A 21837-nucleotide genomic window follows, 5' to 3' on the forward strand; every position below is an offset into this window, starting at 1 on the left:
TTATTGAATGACGGGCAGGGCCGGTGATCCCGGCTTTAATGTAAAGTCATAAGACGATTCGTCACGGTACATCGGATCGGCATATATGGAATTCGGATCATTTGCCGTTCCTTTTTTGTAAGCTGCGAATGAATCATATTCTTTGTTCTTCCAATTCCAAATGCCGTCTTTTCCCGTTTCTTTGTGATAGACGTTATGATTAACGGTATTGCCTTCGTTTTTCGTATAATCATTTGCGATAAAAATTCGTGAACCGCTTGCCGCCATGATGTTCTTTTCGATGGTGTTCCCTTTTGTATCGTACTGAAGCAGCAGCTGGCCGCCGTCAAGGTCCTTCGTGTCATTTCGGTACATAATATTGTGAGCGATCACGGAATTGATTGTGCCGCCTCGTTTTGTGTCATATCCCCCGATTGAAATACCCGTGTAAGCATTGTTGTACACTTTGTTATCCGTAATCCGTATATCTTGTGCGTACTTCCCTTTATGCTCGGAAGTGGCTTCAATGCCGAGGTCATTGTTGTAAACGGTGTTTTTCTTAATGTCCACATGTTCTGCGCCGTCAACGTATATACCGCCCGCAGAGTATTCATTGCCGTAGGCGGGGTTTCCGTAAGAAGAGTTATGGCTCACCGTATTGTTTTCAATGACGCCGTTTCGCGCATAGTCATTTTGCTTGGAAGTTCCTTCGTAGCCGATCACGTCAATCCCGATATTGTTGTTGTTCCGGATGGTATTGCCGGCGATCTTAAAACCGTCAACATTCCCGTTCAGCACGACCGCTTCGCTTGCGCCGAGCGTCAATTTTTCAACCGTGTTATTTGTGATGCTGACATCCTTCATGGCGCCCGAGCCGTAAAACGCGATGCCGTGTGCATTTCCCTCATCAGCCGTTGTTTTAATGTTCCGGATATGGTTGCCGTCAATGGCGATATGACTGCTTGATCCGGTGACATAGATGCCCATGGCTGTCGCATCTTCTGATGAGACGGATAGGTTTTCAAGCGTAATGCCGTGAATGGTAATGTACTGTTTATTGCTGATTTGAATTAACGGTGTTTCAGAATCGCTTTTAGGTGCAGATTTGCCGCTGATGGTGACATGCTCATTCTGATAGTTCTGAAATGTAATCGGCTTTTTCGCCGTCCCGCTGTGCTTTACTTCAAATGTTTCGTCGTACGTTCCTTCCCGAATCAATACTGTTGTTCCGGCCTCCGCCTTTTCCGCCGCATGCTTCAATGTGCGGAACGGCTTTTCTTTCGTTCCGTCATTTTGATCGTTTCCCGCGGGAGAAACATAAAGAGCGTCAGCCTGTGATTTTTCATTGGCCTCTGTTTTTTGCCAGACAAAGGCGGTAATGCCTGCGGCCAGCACCGCCGCGGATAAAATCGATAATTTTATTTTCATATCGCATTCTCCTGTATATTTAATGAATTGCATACAAATTATTATACGTTACCCATTTATATGAAACAATCTATCGGTTCCGTTTTTTTGTTGCCGTTACATGAATTCTTTTCAGTTTACACATACTATCTCCAGGTTTTCGTAAAAGGACTAAGAGGAGGTAAACGATGAAGCAGAAAATAATCGCAGCGATAGCGGCCGTCAGCATCTTGTGCGGCGGAGCCCATATTGCCGGGGCGGCACAGCCGAAATCATCAGAAGCAGAAAGAAGCCAGGCAATGGAAAAAATCGAAAAAGCATATGAGCTGATCTCGAACGAATATGTGGAAAATGTGGATAAAGAAAAGCTACTTGAAGGAGCGATTCAGGGGATGCTGTCTACATTAAACGACCCTTATTCCGTTTATATGGACAAGCAGACCGCCAAGCAGTTTTCCGATTCTCTGGATTCATCTTTTGAAGGGATCGGCGCTGAAGTCGGTATGGAAGAGAATAAAATCATTATCGTATCACCGTTTAAGCAATCTCCGGCTGAAAAGGCAGGCCTCAAGCCGAATGATGAAATCATCAGTATAAACGGCGAGTCAATGAACGGGAAAGATTTAAATGAAGCCGTGCTGAAAATCAGAGGGAAAAAAGGATCGAAGGTTTCTATTAAAATACATCGTCCGGGCACTGAAAAACAGCTGTCATTCCGGATTAAAAGAGCGGAAATCCCGCTGGAAACCGTATTTGCTTCCCGCAAGGAATCAGGCGGGCATCATGTCGGCTACATCGCTATATCGACATTTTCCGAGCATACTGCTCAGGACTTCGCCGCGGCGCTGAAAAAGCTTGAGAAACAAGGGATTGACGGACTCGTTCTTGACGTAAGAGGAAATCCCGGCGGCTACCTTCAAAGCGTCGAACAGATTTTAAAGCATTTCGTCACAAAAGACATGCCGTATATCCAAATCGCGGAACGCAACGGAGATAAAAAACAATATTTCTCAACTTTAAAACATAAGAAGCCGTATCCCGTTAATGTCATTACGGATAAAGGAAGCGCTTCTGCTTCAGAAATTCTTGCGGGCGCGCTGAAAGAAGCGGGGCATTATGACGTTGTCGGTGATACCTCCTTCGGTAAAGGAACGGTACAGCAGGCCGTGCCGATGGGAGACGGCAGCAACATTAAATTGACGCTTTACAAATGGCTGACGCCGAAAGGCAATTGGATTCACAAAAAAGGCATTACTCCGACAATCGCCGTAAGCCAGCCGGATTATTTTGCGGCGGGACCGCTTCAGCTGAAACAGCCGCTTCAGCCTGATATGAACAGCGCAGATGTCAAACACGCGCAAATCCTGCTGAAAGGTTTGGGTTTCGACCCGGGCAGGGCGGACGGCTATTTCAGCGGCACAATGAAAAAAGCCGTCATGGCGTTCCAAGATCGGTACAAACTTGATAAAACAGCTGTCATTGACAAACAAACAGCGGAAAAAATGAATCAGCTGATGAATGAGAAGAAATCTGACGAAAAAAATGATATACAGCTGCAAATGGCGTTAAAATCATTATTTGTTAAATAAATGAAAAGGAGGCTTTTTTAAGGCCTCCTGTTTCTTTTATCATGTCTCATAAATGAACCAAAAGACACATAATTATGACGATTTTGACAAGATATTAAAAAAATTTTCACATTTAAACATTTATAAAGGACAAACATTACCCGATATTTATATGGAAGAGAGACTTTATGCCGAGTTAATATGTATTCAAAATGAAACTTTTGAAAGTTGCCTCAGTCAGTTTTAGTTCTTACAATAAAAGAAGGTTCTAATAGAGAACAGTTTTTTAGTTTGGCAGCTGCATTTCAGTATTGAAAGCAGAAGTGTTTGCGGCGCTTCAGCACGGCAGCTGTAATCACCCGTGCTTATCTGGATAAAAAAATGGGGGTTCACAATTGAAGAGGGCAAGTATTGTGCGTGAAAAAAAATATTATGAATTAGTGGAACAACTAAAAGACCGAACAAAAGACGTTACATTTTCATCAACAAAAGCACTAAGTCTTCTTATGCTGTTCAGCAGATACCTGGTCAATTACACAAATGTTGAATGTGTTCACGATATCAATGAGGAGTGTGCAAAGCATTATTTCACCTACTTAATGAAAAACCATAAGCGTTTAGGAATCAATCTGACGGATATTAAACGGTCCATGCTTTTGATCAGCGGTGTAATCGAGGTGGAAGTCGACCACTATCTGAAAGATTTCTCTCTATCAAATGTGACGTTGTGGATGACGGAAGAGAGATAGACGTTTGAGATATTCAAGCCAATGATTATTTGGTAGAATAGAATTAAAATGTTTGGCTTGAGGCGGTGAAAGCAATGTCTGTTCAATGGGGAATTGAACTTCTGAAAAGTATCGGTCTGTTTTTTTTGCACCCGATGTTTTGGTTTTTTATCATCATAAGTCTCGCATGCGGATATTTGCGGATTAAACGTGAACGCCATACGTTTCATACAAAAATCGCAGATATGTATGACGAGCTTATCTTTACATACATAAAAGGGCTTATACCGGGTATTCTTCTCTCCATATTATTTTTTGGACTGGGAATTTCGATTCCATTCGGTCTTCTCGGCATAATTGCGGCTGTGACGGCTTTGGCATCGCTGACGTTCCGTATGAACTGGCTGTCATCAGCTTATATTGTCAGCGCCGGCATGTTGATTGCGTTTATCCTTCAGTATACCCACACAGTGCCGTTTGCGGATCGGTTTCCGCAGGCATTCGGCGTGAATTGGGCATCAGCAGCCGTGTTTATGGGCCTTTTGATCATCACGGAGGGAGCAGCTGCTTACCGTTCAGCGCACCTGAAAACATCTCCGGCGCTTGTCGTCAGCAGCAGAGGTCTGCCCATCGGCCGTCAATTGGCGAATCGCGCATGGCTGCTTCCGCTTTTCTTATTGGTGCCGGGCAGCGGACTTGAGTCACACCTTTCTTGGTGGCCTGTCTTTACCGTGCCGGGCGGCTCTTTCCATCTGATCTGGATTCCTTATATCGCCGGCTTCGGACAGCGTGTGCAGGGATCCCTGCCGGAGGTCAGCATACGGATAACGGCGAAGCGTGTCATGATTCTCGGGATTATCGTCACCGCATTCGGGGCAGCGGCCCTTTGGTGGAGTCCGCTTGCCGGTGCTGCCGCTTGTATTGCGGTGCTCGGACGCCTGTTCTTATCATTGAGACAGCGGCTGAATGATAACGCGGCTCCGTTTTATTTCTCTAAGCGGGATCAGGGCTTAATGGTGCTCGGCATCATTCCGAATACGCCCGCGGAAGATCTTGAGCTGAAGATCGGTGAGATTATAACGAAAGTAAACGGCATTCCCGTAAAGCATGTATCGGATTTTTACGAAGCACTTCAAAAAAACCGCGCATTTGTAAAAATGGAGATCATCGGCCTGAATGGTGAGATCCGGTTTGATCAGCGCGCGTCCTATGAAGGCGAACATCATGAATTAGGTATTTTATTCGTTCAGGATGAACATGAGCAAGAAGAAATGACAGCATTATAAAAAGCCCGGCCGCCGTGTTTAGCGGCACCGGGCTTTTTTTTTACGGCCGGATTACGGCGCCAGCGGCCGAACTCAGTTACATTCCACTTCTCTCTTTTAAATAAAAAGATAACGGCATCGCGATACTCTATGCGGCGGGGGAGTGCGGTGACACTTTCGAGAGAGAAAAATAAGAAGGAAAACTAGAAAAGGTTCCGGAAAGCGGGTGCTCACGGAACCTTTTTTGTTTACGCCGAATGGCTTTTTTTCGTATCAACGGTTTCGCCGGACTTAATTCCAAGCGATACGAACAAGCCGATCACAGATACGCCGATCAATATTATAAACAGAATGTGAAATCCGGAGATTAAACCGATCAGTGCTGAAGAAATAATGCTTCCGAAATAACGGAAGGTGGAAAAAATCCCGGATGCGATACCGGACATGCCCGGTTCTACCGTCGCAAGAGAAGACACCTGCATGCTCGTCAGCCCCGCACCGGACGCGATGCCCCCCACAATAAGCGATGCCATAAGGAACGGGACGGAATGGGAATAAACCAAAAGCAGAAATAAAAGATTGGCTCCGGCCATCAGCCCGAAGGACAGAAAAATCATTCTTCGCGCGCCCCATTTGTGATGCAGCTGAGCTCCGCCCCAGTTGCTGGCGGACATAAAAATGGAAAAGACTGAAAGAGCCATACCGCTGTGCGACGTATTCATGCTGAAGTGGCCGGTCATAAAGAGCGGCATAATCAATAACACGGCATACATCATTAAATTGCTTAACAGAACGGACAGATTGGCGCTTGTAAAGGTTGTGTTTTTAAACAGGTCAAAATCAATAATCGGATGTTTCGTGCACAGCTCCCGCCTGAAAAATAACGGAACAAATAAAAGAATGAGCAGCGCGTACACCCAATAGCCCAAAGAGCTTTCATTTTTCGTCAGAAGAATAATAGAAACAATGCTCCCGGCAAGCAGAACGGATCCGATGATATCAAGCGGCGCGTCAGAGGTTTCTTCTTTATATTTAGGAAACATGATAAATGCCGTCCCAAGTGCGATCGCCAGAAACGGAATGTTGACCCAAAAGATAGAATGCCAGCTGAAACTCTCGATTAAAAGAGAGCCGATAAACGGTCCGAGAGCCGCGCCCAGCCCGGCACCGAGGCCGAAAAAACCAAATACTTTCGGAAGCCGTTTTTCGGACACGACATGGCGGATGATGGCGATGCTGTTTGGCGTAAGCAAAGCGCCGCCGGCAGCCTGAAGCGCCCGGAAGAAAATCAATAAGAAAAGACTTGGCGAGAGGGCGCACCCCAATGAAGCGATCAGAAAAAGGCCGACACCCCATAAATACATTTTTTTATTTCCGTACATATCACCGAGCTTGCCGGCAATGGGCTGTGTCACGGCCATCACAATTAAATAAACCGTCACGACCCATGTGATGCTGGCAATTGATTCGCTGAATGAGCGGGAAATGGATGAAAGAGCGACTGCGATCATCGTAGAATTGATGGGAACGAGTATGGCTCCCAGCAAAAGCGAAACGATCAGCGCCCATTCTTTCTTTGAACTCATCCTTCATCCTCCTAGGAGCCGGACATTACCGGCTGATAATTCCTTTAATAAAAATCTCAGTGCTATGTTTCAGCATCGTTTCTTCAGAAAGAGTAATGACTCTTTTCCCCAGCTGCAGCCGGTGCATAAAATAACCGAAAATCATCGTCATAAAGACGTCTGCATTAGCTTCTTCGCTGCCGGGGCTTATCCTATTTTTCTTTGTCAGTTCCTTAAAGTAAACGATTAAATCCTTTTTCACGGATTGCGGATATACGACAATATCCTGCAGGACGTCTTCGAATAATTCCGGTTCGCGCAGGCAGATGCGGAACACCTCTTTTTTTTGTTCCAATCGCTGCAAAAGGGTCGTGGCGAAATGAAGAAGATCCTCATACAGATTGCCTTCCGCCTTGGTGATTACGCTTTCCGGAACCGGTGCCTGCTGCTCAATCATGGCTTTCATTAGTCCTTGTTTGTTTTTAAAATTACGAAAAATCGTTGCTTCGCTTACATTCGCTCTTTCTGCGATTTCTTTTGTTGTCGCGGCGCGGTATCCTTTTTGAATGATAAGATTCATCGCAGCGTCAAGAATTCTCTTGTTCGTCGTTCTCAACATGTTTCACCTCGCGTAAATACTGGCAGGACAAGTATACACCCGCCCTGCCCGTCAATAAAGAGGGAAACCTAGCATGAAGCGCGTTTGACTATCGTAATCTGTCCGTTTGTGCCGTCTACCGAGACGATATCTCCGTCATTGAGCCTGTCAGTCGCGACACGTGTGCCGAGAACAGCGGGAAGCCCGTATTCTCTTGCGATGATCGCTGCATGTGACAGGATGCCGCCCGTATCCGTAACGACGGCCTTTGCATCCTGAAACAGACTGGTCCAAAGCGGTGTCGTCATTTTGCAGACAAGCACATCTCCTGATGAAAAACGGGAAAAATCACTTGCGTCACGAATGACTTTCACCGGGCCGCTTGCGATTCCGCTTGACGCTGCAAGTCCGTAAATATGATGTTCAGTGTTTTTTTCATCTTCTGTGATGGCGCCTGTAACCTGCTCAGCGGCTTTCAGCTGTTCGGGCGTCGGTGTGCCGAGATAAGCGGGCGCTTCAAGCAGCTGATATTGCTGGAAAAGCTGTTTCCGTTCAGCGGTTTTTTCCTTCATCGGAACAGGCGCCACCAGCGCTTGCTCGACTTCATCGCTGTATAAGTACCACATATCCTCCCGGTCATCGATCACGCCTTGTTTTTGCAGCAGCTCGCCGATTTTCAAGAGACAAAGGCGCGCTTTGGCGTCCAGCATCGCATCGATATAAAAATGGTGATCATCTATGATGACAGATGCAGATAACGCCCACTGATAATAACGGTCAAACGTCTCCCGGAAGCCGTCATCTTCAATTCGATTCATGAAGGCGGCGTAAAGCTGTTTGCGTTTTTCTATCGTTTTATGAAACTCACTGTCAAAATCGTAGCCGTTCCGGACGTAGTTTTGAATGTTAGCCAAAGCGAAATAAGGATTTTCCGCCCACGTTTCTTCGATCAGATCATGGCTTTTTACTGATCTCCAGCCGTATTCTTGTAAAAATTCGCCGACTTGTTCGAGAAAGCGTTTTCCTTCATCTGATTGCTGAAGCGTCTGATGAAGCTCGTCGGCCTGGGAAGCCGTAAAGACACGCAGCAGTTCAGGGTTGTCTTTTACTTGTCCGGAAAGCAGCCAAAGCTGTCTGTCGGTTTCCAGTGATTTATTCATGACGCCGGCCAGCATTTCATACAGAAGGGAGGCGTTGTCTTTTTCAATCTGTCCGTACATGGACTCCAGTGTCATATTTAACGCAATCTGCGGAAAGACAATGTTGAAATGTTCTTCATATCCTTTTAAATAGAATTCTTGCAGGTTTCGGAACGCCTCAAGGGCAGTCTCCGGTGTATGATTTTTATGCGCCAGTCCGTCCAGCTTTTGATAAAAAGGCAGAAAGGTTTCATGAATAATATCATACATGCGGTCAGCCAAAACGGGAAAAAGCGCTTCTAACTGTTCTGGGGGCAGGTTGTCGTCCGTCTTATGCTGTCTGGAAAAAACATGGCCCTGGTGGAGCTTGACACGCTCAATCTCGATGCCCATCACAGGGAAGGCCTTCGTACTCTCTTTGAGGCCGTATTCTAAAGCAGGCACAATGAGAGAGGCGAATAACGGGCTGATTGGGCCTTCAATATTAGACTCCATATTGATCCAAAAATCTTTCTGGTCCCGAGGCGTCATGATAAATTCCCGTTCTTCGTCTGCCGCTTTCTGATCCTGAGCGATCGTTGTAATCGGTCTGGCCTGAAGCAGATACAGCTTATTTTCGGCAAATCCGAATTCGAGATCCACGGGATAACCGTACAGTTCTTCTGTCTTTATCGTCAGCATGGCAAGTTCTTTGATGCTCTCGTCATCAAGGCAGAAGCGGTTTCTCATGTCAGCGGACGTTTCTTTTTCGGTTACGCCTTCCTTTTGAGAAACGATATACATTTCTTTTAAACCGATTTCTTTGTCAATCCGGAATGTGTCTTTATTGACGATAAATGTGTCGGGCGTCACGCTTCCGGAAACGATTGCTTCTCCGAGACCGTAGCTCGCGCTGATCATCAGTTCTCCGTCATCATGTGTGACGGGGTTTCGGCTGAAAATGACCCCTGATACCTCAGAATTGATCAGCCCTTGGACGACAACGCCCATTAGCGGTTCTGCAGTGTCATTGTTCATTTTCTCTTTATAACCGCTGACCCGAGCCGAAAAGAAGGAAGCCCAGCATTCTTTCACTTTTCCGAGAAACTCTTCTTCTGTTTTGATATTTAAATAGGTTTCGTACTGGCCCGCGAAAGAAGCGCCTTCAAGATCTTCGGACGCAGACGAGGAACGTACGGCAACAGAGGCGTATGATTCTCTCAATTCATAAAAAGAGGCAATCAGCTCATCACGGAGCTCTTTTGAAAACGTGCCGTTTATAATGGCGCGCTCCATCTCTTCCTCATCTGCCTGAAGCCGGTTATCTTCCATAAAACGCGTCAGCGCATTTGTCTGAATGACAAAACCGTCGGGAACGGGCAGGCCGTTTTTCGTCAGTTTAATCAGGTTCATTCCTTTTGCGCCTGCTGAGCGGCTCGATTCTTCCGCTTTTTGAAATCGTACTGAATACATGCGGTATAACCCCCTTTTTTCTTCATCCAAGAAAATGATAGTAAACACTATCATTACATTGTAAAGAGGGAGGAAGAAACTGTCAAAGACACAAAGACCTAATCCTTCTCCTCCTTTCGGCTGAAGAAAGGCAATTTGATTCATTTCATTAATGGTTCAATAGATTTACATTCACATTTTTTCTGACAAATGATTGAAGACTGCTGAAAAAGGGTATTGTGATAGCAGGGGAACGATTGTCCGATTCTTCATTTTTTACTATAATCAGATGAGATGAAGAATTCCCGAGGAGGGTTTTTGTGATTACAAAAGCCGTTTTTGCATTATGTTTCCCTTTTATGCTGGTCGTCCTTTTTACGCGGGTCACTTTTAACCATTATGTGGCGATCGCGCTCACAGCCGCACTGCTTTTCGCATCCTATTTAAAAGGTTACACCGAAACGTATTTCATCGTTGGATTGGATGTCGTATCATTGGTAGCCGGCGGGCTGTACATGGCCAAAAAAGAAGCAGACAAAAAGAAAGACAATGCCTGACATGGTGAATATGAAATGGAAGCCTGCTTTTACGCCATAAAAGCAGGTTTTTTATACAAAAATTGACTTGGTAAAAACAAACCATCGAACTTTAGTTCGTATTTTTAGTGATTTTGCCCGTCATTGTGTTACTATATCAATAGGAAGATTTCGTAAAGAAACGGAGGCTTTTTTGTGAAAGATCGTTTTGAGTTAGTCTCGAAATATCAGCCCCAGGGAGATCAGCCGCAAGCGATTGAGAAGCTTGTCAAAGGCATACAGGAAGGCAGAAAACACCAGACTCTCCTGGGTGCGACAGGGACGGGTAAAACCTTTACCGTGTCCAATCTGATTAAAGAAGTCAATAAGCCGACATTGGTCATTGCCCATAACAAAACCCTTGCCGGACAGCTGTACAGCGAGTTTAAGGAGTTTTTTCCGAACAACGCTGTCGAATATTTTGTCAGCTACTACGATTACTATCAGCCGGAGGCGTATGTGCCTCAAACGGATACATTTATAGAGAAAGACGCAAGTATTAACGATGAAATTGATAAACTGCGGCACTCCGCGACATCCTCTCTGTTTGAACGGAGAGATGTCATTATCATTGCGAGTGTGTCATGCATATACGGTCTCGGTTCGCCTGAAGAATACCGGGAGATGGTCGTGTCGCTCAGACCGGAAATGGAGATTGAGCGGAACGAGCTGCTGAGAAAGCTAGTGGATATCCAGTATGCCCGCAATGATATCGACTTTAAGCGGGGGACGTTCCGCGTGCGCGGCGACGTTGTGGAAATTTTCCCGGCTTCCCGTGACGAACATTGTATCAGAGTGGAATTTTTCGGAGACGAGATAGAGCGGATCAGAGAAGTTGACGCTTTGACCGGAGAGATTCTCGGCGACCGCGATCATGTCGCGATTTTCCCGGCTTCCCACTTCGTCACCCGGGCGGAAAAGATGGAAAAAGCGATTCTGAACATTGAACAGGAGCTTGAGGAGCGCTTGAAAGTCATGCGCGAAAACGGCAAGCTCCTTGAAGCGCAGCGGCTTGAGCAGCGGACGAGATATGATCTTGAAATGATGCGGGAAATGGGTTTCTGTTCGGGCATTGAGAACTATTCAAGACACTTGACGCTCCGTCCTCCGGGCTCTACGCCGTATACGCTGCTTGATTATTTTCCGGACGATTTTATGATCGTCGTTGATGAATCACACGTGACGATTCCGCAGGTGCGCGGCATGTTCAACGGTGACCAGGCAAGAAAACAGGTGCTTGTCGATCATGGGTTCCGCCTGCCGTCAGCGCTTGACAACCGTCCGCTCCGATTCGAGGAATTTGAGAAACATATGCACAATATCGTGTACGTGTCGGCTACTCCGGGACCGTATGAGATTGAGCATACACCGGAAATGATCGAACAGATCATCAGGCCGACGGGACTGCTCGACCCTCTCATTGACGTCCGGCCGATCGAAGGACAGATTGATGATCTGATCGGGGAGATTCAGGCGAGGATAGAACGGAATGAGCGCGTGCTCGTAACGACTTTAACGAAAAAAATGTCAGAGGATCTGACCGATTATCTGAAAGAAATCGGCATCAAGGTCAATTATCTGCATTCCGAGATTAAGACGCTTGAACGGATTGAAATCATCCGTGACCTCCGGCTCGGAAAATATGATGTGCTGGTCGGCATCAACCTGCTGAGAGAAGGTCTTGATATTCCGGAAGTGTCGCTTGTCGCCATTCTGGATGCGGATAAAGAAGGCTTCCTCCGTTCTGAGCGTTCGCTGATTCAGACGATCGGACGGGCAGCGAGAAACGCAGAAGGCCGGGTCATCATGTATGCCGATAAAATCACGAATTCGATGGAAATCGCGATGAATGAAACGAAGCGCCGCCGGGAACAGCAGGAGCATTTTAACGAAATCCACGGCATTACGCCGCAAACGATCAATAAGGAAATCCGTGATGTGATCCGCGCGACGCAGGCCGCTGAGGATAAAGAAGAATACAAAACAAAAGCCGCGCCTAAGCTGACGAAGCTGACGAAGAAAGAACGCCAGAAAGTCGTTGAGCAAATGGAGCATGAAATGAAAGAAGCGGCCAGAGCGCTTGATTTCGAGCGGGCGGCAGAGCTTCGTGACTTACTGTTAGAGCTAAAAGCGGAAGGATGATGAACACATGGCAATTGACCGGATCGAGGTGAAAGGGGCAAGGGCGCACAATTTAAAAAACATTGATGTAACGATTCCGCGGGATCAGCTCGTCGTCGTGACGGGTCTGTCCGGATCGGGAAAATCATCCCTTGCTTTTGACACCATTTACGCGGAAGGACAGAGGCGGTATGTTGAATCGCTTTCTGCCTATGCACGCCAATTTTTAGGGCAGATGGATAAGCCGGACGTTGATGCGATCGAAGGGCTTTCTCCGGCCATCAGCATTGACCAGAAAACGACAAGCCGAAATCCGCGGTCAACCGTCGGAACGGTAACGGAGATTTATGATTATCTCCGGCTCTTATACGCGAGAGTCGGTAAGCCGCACTGTCCGGAGCACGGCATCGAAATTACATCGCAAACGATTGAACAGATGGTTGACCGGATTCTTGAATATCCTGAGCGGACGAAGCTTCAAGTGCTTGCGCCGATGGTCTCAGGCAGAAAAGGCGCCCATGTTAAGGTCCTTGACCAAATCAGAAAGCAAGGGTATGTAAGGGTGCGGATTGACGGAGAAATGGCCGAGCTTTCCGACGATATTGAACTTGAAAAAAACAAAAAGCATTCCATTGAAGTAGTCATTGACCGGATTGTCGTCAAGGAAGGCGTTGCCGCCCGGCTTTCCGACTCACTGGAAACCGCCCTCCGCTTAGGAGAAGGCCGTGTCATGATAGATGTCATCGGCCAGGAAGAGCTGATGTTCAGCGAGCATCACGCCTGCCCGATTTGCGGTTTTTCAATCGGAGAGCTTGAGCCCCGGCTGTTTTCGTTTAACAGCCCGTTCGGCGCCTGTCCGACTTGCGACGGTCTCGGTTTGAAGCTTGAAGTGGACCCGGAGCTCGTCATTCCAAATCCTGAGCTCTCATTAAAAGAACACGCCATCGCACCGTGGACGCCGATCAGTTCACAATATTATCCGCAGCTGCTTCAGGCGGTCTGCCGCCATTACGGCATCGATATGGAGACTCCGGTCAAAGACCTGCCGAAGCATCAGCTTGATAAAGTGCTGTACGGCAGCGGCAATGAACGGATCTACTTTAAATACGAGAATGATTTCGGACAAGTGCGGGAGAATGAAATTGAATTTGAAGGCGTGCTGCGCAATATTGAGAGACGGTATAAAGAGACAAGCTCCGATTATATCCGTGAACAGATGGAGCAATATATGTCACAGAAGCCGTGCCCGACGTGCAAAGGCTACCGGCTGAAGAAAGAAGCGCTGGCCGTTTTGGTCAACGGACGCCACATCGGAACCATTACCGAACTTTCCGTCGGCGATGCGCTGGAATTTTTCAAAAACCTGACGCTGTCTGAGAAAGATATGCAGATTGCAGATTTAATTTTAAGAGAAATTGTGGAACGGCTCAGTTTCTTAGATAAAGTCGGTCTTGATTATCTGACGCTGAGCAGGGCGGCGGGTACGCTGTCAGGCGGCGAAGCCCAGCGTATCAGGCTTGCGACGCAGATCGGCTCCCGTTTGTCAGGCGTCCTGTACATTCTTGATGAGCCGTCCATCGGTCTTCACCAGCGTGACAATGACCGTTTGATCAGCGCGCTGAAAAACATGAGAGATCTCGGCAACACACTGATTGTCGTCGAGCATGATGAAGATACGATGATGGCTGCCGATTATCTGATAGATATCGGACCGGGCGCCGGCATTCACGGCGGCCGTGTTATATCTGCGGGCACGCCTGAAGAAGTGATGAATGATGCGGAGTCTCTGACCGGACGTTATTTGTCAGGGGCTCAATTCATCCCGATGCCTCCGGAGAGAAGAAAACCTGACGGCCGATACATTGAAATCAAAGGCGCTACGGAAAACAACCTGAAAAAAGCGAATGCCAAATTCCCGCTCGGCACTTTTACGGCGGTGACAGGGGTATCCGGTTCCGGAAAAAGCACGCTTGTGAATGAAATTCTGCATAAGGCGCTTGCGCAAAAGCTTCATAAAGCCAAAGCGAAACCGGGAAGCCATAAAGAGATCAAAGGCCTCGACCATCTTGATAAGGTGATCGATATCGACCAGGCGCCGATCGGCCGGACGCCGAGATCAAATCCGGCAACTTACACGGGTGTGTTTGATGACATCCGCGATGTGTTCGCGCAGACAAATGAAGCAAAGGTGCGCGGCTACAAAAAAGGCCGATTCAGCTTTAATGTGAAAGGCGGGCGCTGTGAAGCCTGCCGCGGCGACGGCATCATCAAAATTGAGATGCATTTCCTTCCTGACGTGTACGTCCCGTGCGAAGTGTGCCACGGCAAACGTTACAACCGGGAAACGCTTGAGGTCACGTACAAAGGCAAAAGCATTTCTGATGTTCTGGATATGACGGTGGAAGATGCTCTGTCTTTCTTTGAAAATATCCCGAAAATCAAACGCAAGCTTCAAACGCTTGCCGATGTCGGACTCGGGTATGTGACGCTCGGTCAGCCTGCGACGACGCTCTCAGGCGGAGAAGCGCAGCGCGTCAAGCTTGCTTCCGAACTGCATAAGCGCTCCACCGGCCGGACGCTGTATATTCTGCACGAACCGACGACAGGCCTCCACGTTGATGATATCGCAAGGCTTTTGGTTGTGCTTCAAAGACTCGTCGATAACGGAGATACCGTTTTGGTTATTGAACACAATCTCGATATCATTAAAACGGCGGACTACATCGTCGATCTCGGACCTGAAGGCGGCGCGGGAGGCGGCACGATCGTAGCCTCCGGGACGCCTGAAGAAATTATCGAAGTGAAAGAATCATATACGGGCCGCTATCTGAAACCGGTAATGGAACGTGATAAAAAACGGATGAAAGCATTGCTGGCCGAAAAAGAAACGGCAGCCACTTAACAGATACAAGAACAGCCCAAAACCGATCGGTTTTGGGCTGTTGTGCTACAGGCTTTTCTTCTGTTGGGGAAGCTGTCTGCTTAAATGCATTAAGTCCTGCAGAATATGAGTGCTGCTGCTGTCCAGCAGCACTTTTATATATTGAATATCATGAGAAATGGGAAGAGGCGCCGCCTTGATCTGTTCCAGTTCAGCCAGCATTTCGCTGTTCATTCTTTTCTGTTCGCGAATCAATTTTCGCAGGCTTTCTTCCGTTACTTGGTCGTTTCCGGGATCTTTCTCCATTTGGTATGTCCTCCTTGCATACGGTCAGGCTTTGTTACATATTGTAATCGGTTAGGGGAAAAGATTCTATAGTGAAATCTCTGAAATGAAAAATTACGTATAACGAAGCATGTCCTTTAGCATGAAAATGAAACCCGCCCATTCGTCATACGTATGTATAATGAAGGGCCTTTTACATTACCGCACAGGGAGTGTTTTTATTGAATCGAAACCAAGCGATCATCGCATCCATCTGTTATTTCAGCGTGTTTTTTGCGCCTCTTATTCTTCCGATTGTGGCTTACTTCGTCGTCGATGAAAAAGAGACGAAGCGGCATGCCATGCGCGCCCTGATTTCTCACATCATTCCGTTTGCGGGATTGCTGATTGTGATTGCCGGTGTTGTCGGAGGAGCGATTACGGCTCAGGGGGAGAGTATGGTTCCGGTTTTTGTTATGATAGCAGGAGCAGCTGTTTATTTTCTGATCCTCATCGGAATGGTCATTTGGAATATCGTGCAGGGAATAAAGGTATTACGCCAGGTGTAAGAAAAGTCGGGGGAGGAGTTTTATATGAAGCAGGAGAAAGAACGGATTTTAAAGCTTGTGGAAGAAGGCAGGCTGACGGCGCAGGAAGCTTTGACGCTCATTGAAAAACTGGATCTTGAATATAAAGAAAAAGAAGAGCAGATCACCGCATTATCAACGGAGGTCCAGGAATCTGCGGAAGATTTCAAAAGCGGGACAAAAGAAAGCCAAAAGCCGTCGCTCGGTGCTAAGCTGTTCGATTGGATTGATTCGGCTGTCAAAAAAGTGAAGGAAGCGGATCTGGATCTGAATTTCGGCCACGCACACGACGTGCAGCATATTTTTCAATTTAAAGACAGTGAATTCTCAGCCATTGATATGCAGATTGCAAACGGCAGCGTCAATATCGTACCGTGGGAGGATGAAGATGTCAGAGCGGAGTGCCAGGCGAAAGTGTACCGGGCGGACAGTCAGGAGGCGGCGCGCACCGCATTCCTCCAGCACATTGAGTGTGAAATGAAGGGCAATAAGTTTTTTGTCCGCACGGAAAAGAAAACGATGAAAACCAATGTCACGCTTTATGTTCCTCAGAAAGAGTACGATAAGATAAGAGTGAAACTGTTTAACGGACCGATCAGAGGGGAACATTTACATGTAAAAGAATTCTCGGCGAAAACGACAAACGGCGTTCTGTCGTTCTCTCATCTGACGGCTGAGAAAGCGTCGGCGGAAACGGCTAACGGACAAATCAAGCTGGCCGGCCATCAATGCGGCGCGATCGAAGCAGAAACAATTAACGGCTTGATTGATTTGCGCGGATCGAGTGAATCTATAGACGTCCAAAGCTTTAACGGCAATATCATCCTTACCGTGACAGCGCCGCACTGCCGCTCCATCTACACAAAAACGACGACCGGAAATGTGGAGATCGCCCTGCCTGATGACTCGGCGGTGAAAGCGGAGCTCAAAAGCAATCTCGGCTCTCTCAGCCACGAGCTGATTGATGCGGAGATTTTAAAGGAAAAGAATGATACCATTCAAAAAGAACTGATGCTGGAATCAAATCAAGCCCATGATCAGCATCTCTCGATTTTCTCAGAATCGTTAACAGGAGCCATTAAGCTCAAGCATACTCAGAGGTGATTGGATGAAAAGACTTTACCGTTCAGAAAAAAACCGTAAAATCGCCGGTGTCGTCGGCGGTTTGGCGGAGTACATCAATATGGATGCGTCGCTTTTGCGCATCATAACCGTTGTATTAGCGCTTGTCACGAGCGGAATCGTGCCGATTGTATATATTATCTGGTGTTTTGTCGTACCTTTAGAAGGAGATTTGAAATAAATGATCAAATGGGCAGTCAGCATTTTAGTAAATGCTTTATTATTAATCGTTATCGCGGGATATTTTGATTCCGTCCATATCAGCAGTATCGGAGCGGCTGTCATCGCCAGTGTGATTCTTTCTGTGTTAAATGTGCTGATCAAGCCGATCATCGTCATATTGACATTGCCTGTCACGGTTGTGACCCTCGGCCTTTTTCTGTTTGTCATCAACGCCATTACGTTAATGATGACTGCTGCCTTGATGGGAGACAGCTTTCAGATTGACGGGTTCGGCACCGCCATTTGGGCATCCGTCGTGCTTTCCGTTTTCCACTTGCTGATTCAAAAAGGCATATTGGAGCCGCTTAGAAAAGGATAAAAAAGAGCTGTCCCCGAGAGGGCAGCTTTTTTATGTGCGGTTACATAAGCGGAGGCCTCCTGACGCAACATAATGCATAGGGAGGTAATGAGATGAAACTTGTGATGACGCTCTTTTTTCTGATTGGTTTGCTTTGTGTGAGTCCTTCTGCGGGTGCGGCGCGCAAAGAATCGGCAATCCCGGTGAATCAGCAGGAATTCGGACAGCCGCCTCATTACATACCGCTTCTGGAGAATCCTCCCCAAATCGAAGTAAAGGCGGAAATGAAAAGAAACCTGTTCATACAGGCTCATGTACAGAATGCCGATTATCAAGCGTTTTCGGCGTTTCTTTTTTATAAACAAAGCAATGAGCTGGGATATAAGATGGTGCCGATGGAGCCCGCTCCAGGCGCAATCCGGCTGTTTACGGCCCAGGTTTCAAAACGGGATATCTGGAATGGAGAATTGGAATATTACCTCGTTTTCACCAACGGCAGACAGCGGGCGGAATCGGAGAAAAAGCGGCTGAAGCTGGACGGCTATCAAGCCGATTTGAATCATATTCCCGAGCTGATGATTACGGAGCTTGCCGTTGATACGAAAAATGAAGACGGCGCTGATGCCTATGAATTTATCGAGGTGTATAACACGACGGACAGACCCATTCACTTTAAGGACTATCATATCCGCTACCGCTACCCGAAGGAAGGGCCGGAATCAGATGTGATATGGAGGCCGAGAGAAGATATTGTCATTCCGTCAGGCGGCGCTTATGTGTTTTGGCTGAGACGCGCCGGATCAGAACTGACGGCAGATGATTTCAACCGCTATTACGGAACCCGCCTGAAGGAGGGAAAACATCTCGCCGTCATCGAAGGGACCGACGGAATGTCCAACGCCCGCCCGCGGACGGTGGTGCTGTCAGCAAACACCGGAAAAACCATCGCCTCAGCGCATTACCGAAAACATGCATTCCGACGGCTGACTTCTTTGCTGTACAAATATCCGCTGAACGGAACGGGAGAATTGCTGAAGATCTCCACAAGCGAACATAAGCCGTCACCGGGCTCCGTTTTTCAGGCGCAGATCCCTCAGCAGAAAAGAGTGATCAAACCGGACAAGGAAAAACCGGTCATTGAAGACCTTACAGACAAAAAGCCGGTCCGGCCGGCAGAAAGCATTGAATTAAAAGCGGACATCCGGGACAAAAACCTTGTCAAAACAGCCGCGTTTTATTACAGAACCAATGAGAACAAACCATTCAAACGAATTCTGGCTGAAAAAGACCGCAACGACAGCTTATACCGTCACATTATTTATTCTCCGGAACTGCTCGGCCAGGATCAGCTGGAGTATTATATCGCAGCCGGTGACGGGGAAAATGAAGCAAAAACACCCGTCAAGATGATTGACATTGAACAGACGAGTAAATCACACGGACTCAGAATGAACATTGAACCGGAAGATACGATATCGGGCACCTATCTGCTCAAAGCCACATCTGACGCCGGCGCGGATAAGATCAGGCTGTGGATTGACGGCAAGCGGCAGGAGACCCGGCCGGCGCTGGAAAAAGAGGTCTATTTCGCCTTCGATGCCCGGAAAACCAATCTTTATTTCAAAAACACCGTCATGATGGAAAACGAGGTGCTGCACATTTTTGACGATCCGGCTCACCGCTACAGAACGTATTCGGTTCTGCTTCCGGAACGTCTGCTGCAAAAAGGGGGCAAAACGCAGAAAGTATCCATCCGCGCGGGCTCAAAGGTTTCTCCGTATGACACGGGGGAGAATCGGGATGATTTTATCGTAAAAAATGCCCGCCTGGTCCTTTCAGACGGAACGTTGATCAAAGACGGGAAGCGGGATCCTGCTGAGCAGCTGTTTATCGGTGACGGGAAGCGGGCGAATCAGAGCATGACCTTCTCATTCAGCCTGCCGGATCATTTATTTACGTCGCGGCTTTTGCCATGGAATACGGCGAAGCTTTCTGAAGGCTATCACCAGATTTTTGTAAGCGACGGTGAGGAGCAGCTCAGTCAGTCTGTGCGGGTGGACAATACAGGGCCGAAAATTGTTCCGGGTATCAAAGAAGGCGCGACATTGAAAGGTAACTTTGAGCTGAAAGCGGACATCCGTGATAAATGGAGCAAGGTGGAAGAAGTCAAAGCGTTTTTGGATGGAGAAAGCATCACGCTCCCGCATCATACGTCATCAGCCGATCTTAAGCCCGGAAAGCATACGCTTACCATCACTGCGGCAGACCTTGCCGGAAATGAAACAACGTCCGTCCGCACCTTCCATATCAAACGGGAGGAGCCGGATCAGCCGGAGCTTGCCGATCAAAACATAAGCGCCCATAAAGCGAAGCTGTCCGTCCGGGTAAAAGATCCGACGAAGGATGAGATGAATGTATCATTTTACCGGGGATTCCGTTACACCGCGCGGCATCCGGGCAGCGTGAGAGTGTATAAACACGCCTCATTAACAGAACCGCCGCAAGGCATAAAAGAAAATGAAATGCCGTTTACACTGCCGGAAATGAACCGTATCTCGGCAAATGACGGAAAAACAGTCTCATCGGAAAGCAAGGAACGTTTCCCTTATCACCGATTTGAAGTAACCGTTGACCCGTCTATTGACGAAACGGATCTGGCCGAGGCGGTCTGGAAAGGAAGCTCTCTGCCCGGCCGAAAGGTAACCATGTATATTTGGAATTACCGGACAAGCCGCTGGCAGGAGGCGGACAGCGTCCTTGCCAAAAATAAAAAGCCGTTTACGTTAAAAGCCGCCGTGTCCGCAGCGGATGCGGTGAAAAACTCAAAGATGAATGTCATCGTTCAGGATCAAATCCCGGCAAAAGGCAATTACTCGTTTGTCTGGATGTCCGATACACAGTATTACGCACAAGGGCACCCGAACATTTTTGACAAAATGACGGAGTGGATCAAAGAAAATAAGGAAAAGCACAATATCAAATATGTCTTTCATACCGGCGATATCGTCGATGATTCAATGGTGATGAAACAGTGGAAACACGCCGATCACTCCATGCGGACACTTGATAAGGCGGGGATTCCGTACGGCGTGCTTGCCGGCAATCATGACGTCGGCCATAAAGACGGCACATACCGCACCTTCGGAGATTTCTTCGGAAGCCGCCGTTTTGAAAAGAACATGCATTACGGCGGGTCATACAAAAATAACCGCGGGCACTATGATCTGCTGTCGGCAAGCGGGAACGATTTTATTATGATTTATATGGGCTGGGGCATTGCGGATCAAGAGATTGACTGGATCAATCAAGTACTTAAGCAATATCCGGACCGAACCGCCATATTATGTTTTCATGAGTATTTGCTTGTGAGCGGAAACCGAAGCCCGATCGGGGAGACGATCTACCAAAAAGTCGTTAAGCCGAATCGCAATGTGGCGATGGTATTGAGCGGCCATTACCATAATGCCATGAAAAAAACCGATGCCCTTGACGATGACGGCGACGGAAAACCGGACCGTCTCGTTCATCAAATTCTGACCGACTATCAGGACGGTCCTGAAGGGGGCCAAGGCTATATGCGCATCATGCAATTCGATCAGGCCGCCAATCAGGTTCACATGTTCTCCTACTCGCCGTATACGGATGACATCAATTACTATGACACCGATCTGTTCGCTGATAAAGACGAATTTTCAGTTGAAATGGATTTACAGCCGAAAATGAAAAAGGTAGCGACCGATTATTTTGAATGCAACGTTTATACGAACGAACTGCTCGGTCATCAAAAACACGTAAAAAGCGGAAAAACCGCAGAGTGGGTCTGGGACGGCCTGCAGCCAGAATCAGTTTATTACTGGTACACCGTCGTCAAGGATCCGTACAACGGCAAAACAATATCACCGATCTGGATGTTCAAAACGGGAAAAACCCCGTATGCTCCAGCTCCGGATCAGCTTGATTTCAGGCATGTCTCCAACCCTTAACAGTGAAATACCGCCTGCTGATCGCTCAGAACGGAATCTGACGGTCAGCAGGATTTTTTCTGTATGGAAATGGCTGCGCCCTGCTGTGATAAGTGCTTTTGACT

16 protein-coding genes are annotated in these 21837 nt (G+C 47.5%); 11 read left to right on the forward strand and 5 right to left on the reverse strand.

The features are described 5' to 3' along the window. Window positions 1-1407, reverse strand: a complete 1407-nt coding sequence (locus tag ICW23_RS09370) for a right-handed parallel beta-helix repeat-containing protein (protein ID WP_188154396.1) — start codon at window positions 1405-1407, stop codon at window positions 1-3. 167 nt (window positions 1408-1574) lie between these two features. Here ICW23_RS09370 and ctpB point away from each other — a divergent pair, with 167 nt between their 5' ends. From ctpB to minJ, 3 genes are all read left to right on the forward strand, one after another. Beyond that, on the forward strand, window positions 1575-2975 hold the full coding sequence (gene ctpB / locus ICW23_RS09375; protein WP_045926622.1) for a carboxy-terminal processing protease CtpB: 1401 nt from the start codon (window positions 1575-1577) through the stop codon (window positions 2973-2975). Window positions 2976-3349: 374 nt separating this feature from the next. Further along, window positions 3350-3703: a swarming motility protein SwrAA gene (swrA, locus tag ICW23_RS09380; RefSeq protein ID WP_012118562.1), complete on the forward strand. Its 354-nt coding sequence runs from the start codon at window positions 3350-3352 to the stop codon at window positions 3701-3703. Window positions 3704-3777: 74 nt separating this feature from the next. Beyond that, window positions 3778-4968: a cell division topological determinant MinJ gene (minJ, locus tag ICW23_RS09385; protein ID WP_016937791.1), complete on the forward strand. Its 1191-nt coding sequence runs from the start codon at window positions 3778-3780 to the stop codon at window positions 4966-4968. Between the two features lie 227 nt (window positions 4969-5195). Here the strand turns inward: minJ and ICW23_RS09390 are convergent, their stop codons facing one another. The 3 genes from ICW23_RS09390 to ICW23_RS09400 all read right to left on the reverse strand — a co-directional run bounded on the left by ICW23_RS09390 (window position 5196) and on the right by ICW23_RS09400 (window position 9701). Further along, on the reverse strand, window positions 5196-6533 hold the full coding sequence (locus ICW23_RS09390) for an MFS transporter (RefSeq protein WP_188154397.1): 1338 nt from the start codon (window positions 6531-6533) through the stop codon (window positions 5196-5198). A 25-nt stretch (window positions 6534-6558) separates the two neighbouring features. Continuing rightward, entirely contained in the window at window positions 6559-7128 is a 570-nt protein-coding gene (locus tag ICW23_RS09395) for a TetR/AcrR family transcriptional regulator (RefSeq protein ID WP_016937794.1), read from the reverse strand. Window positions 7129-7199: 71 nt separating this feature from the next. Next, window positions 7200-9701 carry a PEP/pyruvate-binding domain-containing protein gene (locus tag ICW23_RS09400; protein ID WP_188154398.1) on the reverse strand — a complete coding sequence of 834 codons (2502 nt, stop codon included), beginning with the start codon at window positions 9699-9701 and terminating at the stop codon, window positions 7200-7202. Window positions 9702-10000: 299 nt separating this feature from the next. Between ICW23_RS09400 and ICW23_RS09405 the strand changes: the two genes are divergently transcribed. From ICW23_RS09405 to uvrA, 3 genes are all read left to right on the forward strand, one after another. Then, the gene (locus ICW23_RS09405; protein ID WP_003151438.1) at window positions 10001-10237 is read left to right on the forward strand and encodes a CsbA family protein; all 237 of its coding nucleotides are present in this window, start codon (window positions 10001-10003) and stop codon (window positions 10235-10237) included. 174 nt (window positions 10238-10411) lie between these two features. After that, window positions 10412-12397, forward strand: a complete 1986-nt coding sequence (gene uvrB, locus ICW23_RS09410) for an excinuclease ABC subunit UvrB (RefSeq protein ID WP_049627486.1) — start codon at window positions 10412-10414, stop codon at window positions 12395-12397. A 7-nt stretch (window positions 12398-12404) separates the two neighbouring features. Then, a complete protein-coding gene (gene uvrA, locus ICW23_RS09415) occupies window positions 12405-15278 on the forward strand; it encodes an excinuclease ABC subunit UvrA (RefSeq protein WP_188154399.1) in 2874 nt (957 codons plus the stop codon). Between the two features lie 45 nt (window positions 15279-15323). Here uvrA and ICW23_RS09420 read toward each other — a convergent pair whose 3' ends face one another. After that, window positions 15324-15563: a hypothetical protein gene (locus ICW23_RS09420; protein ID WP_016937799.1), complete on the reverse strand. Its 240-nt coding sequence runs from the start codon at window positions 15561-15563 to the stop codon at window positions 15324-15326. A gap of 200 nt (window positions 15564-15763) precedes the next feature. Between ICW23_RS09420 and ICW23_RS09425 the strand changes: the two genes are divergently transcribed. From ICW23_RS09425 to ICW23_RS09445, 5 genes are all read left to right on the forward strand, one after another. Continuing rightward, window positions 15764-16090 (forward strand): hypothetical protein, encoded by a 327-nt coding sequence (locus ICW23_RS09425; RefSeq protein WP_016937800.1) that lies wholly within the window; start codon window positions 15764-15766, stop codon window positions 16088-16090. Between the two features lie 24 nt (window positions 16091-16114). Continuing rightward, window positions 16115-17212: a DUF4097 family beta strand repeat-containing protein gene (locus ICW23_RS09430; protein ID WP_188154400.1), complete on the forward strand. Its 1098-nt coding sequence runs from the start codon at window positions 16115-16117 to the stop codon at window positions 17210-17212. Between the two features lie 4 nt (window positions 17213-17216). Then, the gene (locus ICW23_RS09435) at window positions 17217-17411 is read left to right on the forward strand and encodes a PspC domain-containing protein (protein WP_003151448.1); all 195 of its coding nucleotides are present in this window, start codon (window positions 17217-17219) and stop codon (window positions 17409-17411) included. After that, complete coding sequence (locus ICW23_RS09440; protein ID WP_014418984.1) at window positions 17412-17771, forward strand: phage holin family protein; 360 nt, start codon at window positions 17412-17414, stop codon at window positions 17769-17771. Window positions 17772-17863: 92 nt separating this feature from the next. Further along, window positions 17864-21733 (forward strand): metallophosphoesterase, encoded by a 3870-nt coding sequence (locus ICW23_RS09445; protein WP_188154401.1) that lies wholly within the window; start codon window positions 17864-17866, stop codon window positions 21731-21733. The last annotated feature ends 104 nt before the right edge of the window (window positions 21734-21837 follow it).

It is taken from the genome of Bacillus sp. 1021 (assembly GCF_014534735.1).
Taxonomy (GTDB): domain Bacteria; phylum Bacillota; class Bacilli; order Bacillales; family Bacillaceae; genus Bacillus; species Bacillus siamensis.

Coding starts and splice junctions, on each gene's coding strand:
- minJ (WP_016937791.1), top strand. CDS start 3,778: ATGTCTGTTCAATGGGGAATTGAACTTCTGAAAAGTATCGGTCTGTTT.
- ICW23_RS09430 (WP_188154400.1), top strand. CDS start 16,115: ATGAAGCAGGAGAAAGAACGGATTTTAAAGCTTGTGGAAGAAGGCAGG.
- ICW23_RS09420 (WP_016937799.1), bottom strand. CDS start 15,563: ATGGAGAAAGATCCCGGAAACGACCAAGTAACGGAAGAAAGCCTGCGA.
- uvrA (WP_188154399.1), top strand. CDS start 12,405: ATGGCAATTGACCGGATCGAGGTGAAAGGGGCAAGGGCGCACAATTTA.
- ctpB (WP_045926622.1), top strand. CDS start 1,575: ATGAAGCAGAAAATAATCGCAGCGATAGCGGCCGTCAGCATCTTGTGC.
- ICW23_RS09370 (WP_188154396.1), bottom strand. CDS start 1,407: ATGAAAATAAAATTATCGATTTTATCCGCGGCGGTGCTGGCCGCAGGC.
- ICW23_RS09440 (WP_014418984.1), top strand. CDS start 17,412: ATGATCAAATGGGCAGTCAGCATTTTAGTAAATGCTTTATTATTAATC.
- ICW23_RS09435 (WP_003151448.1), top strand. CDS start 17,217: ATGAAAAGACTTTACCGTTCAGAAAAAAACCGTAAAATCGCCGGTGTC.
- ICW23_RS09400 (WP_188154398.1), bottom strand. CDS start 9,701: ATGTATTCAGTACGATTTCAAAAAGCGGAAGAATCGAGCCGCTCAGCA.
- ICW23_RS09445 (WP_188154401.1), top strand. CDS start 17,864: ATGAAACTTGTGATGACGCTCTTTTTTCTGATTGGTTTGCTTTGTGTG.
- ICW23_RS09390 (WP_188154397.1), bottom strand. CDS start 6,533: ATGAGTTCAAAGAAAGAATGGGCGCTGATCGTTTCGCTTTTGCTGGGA.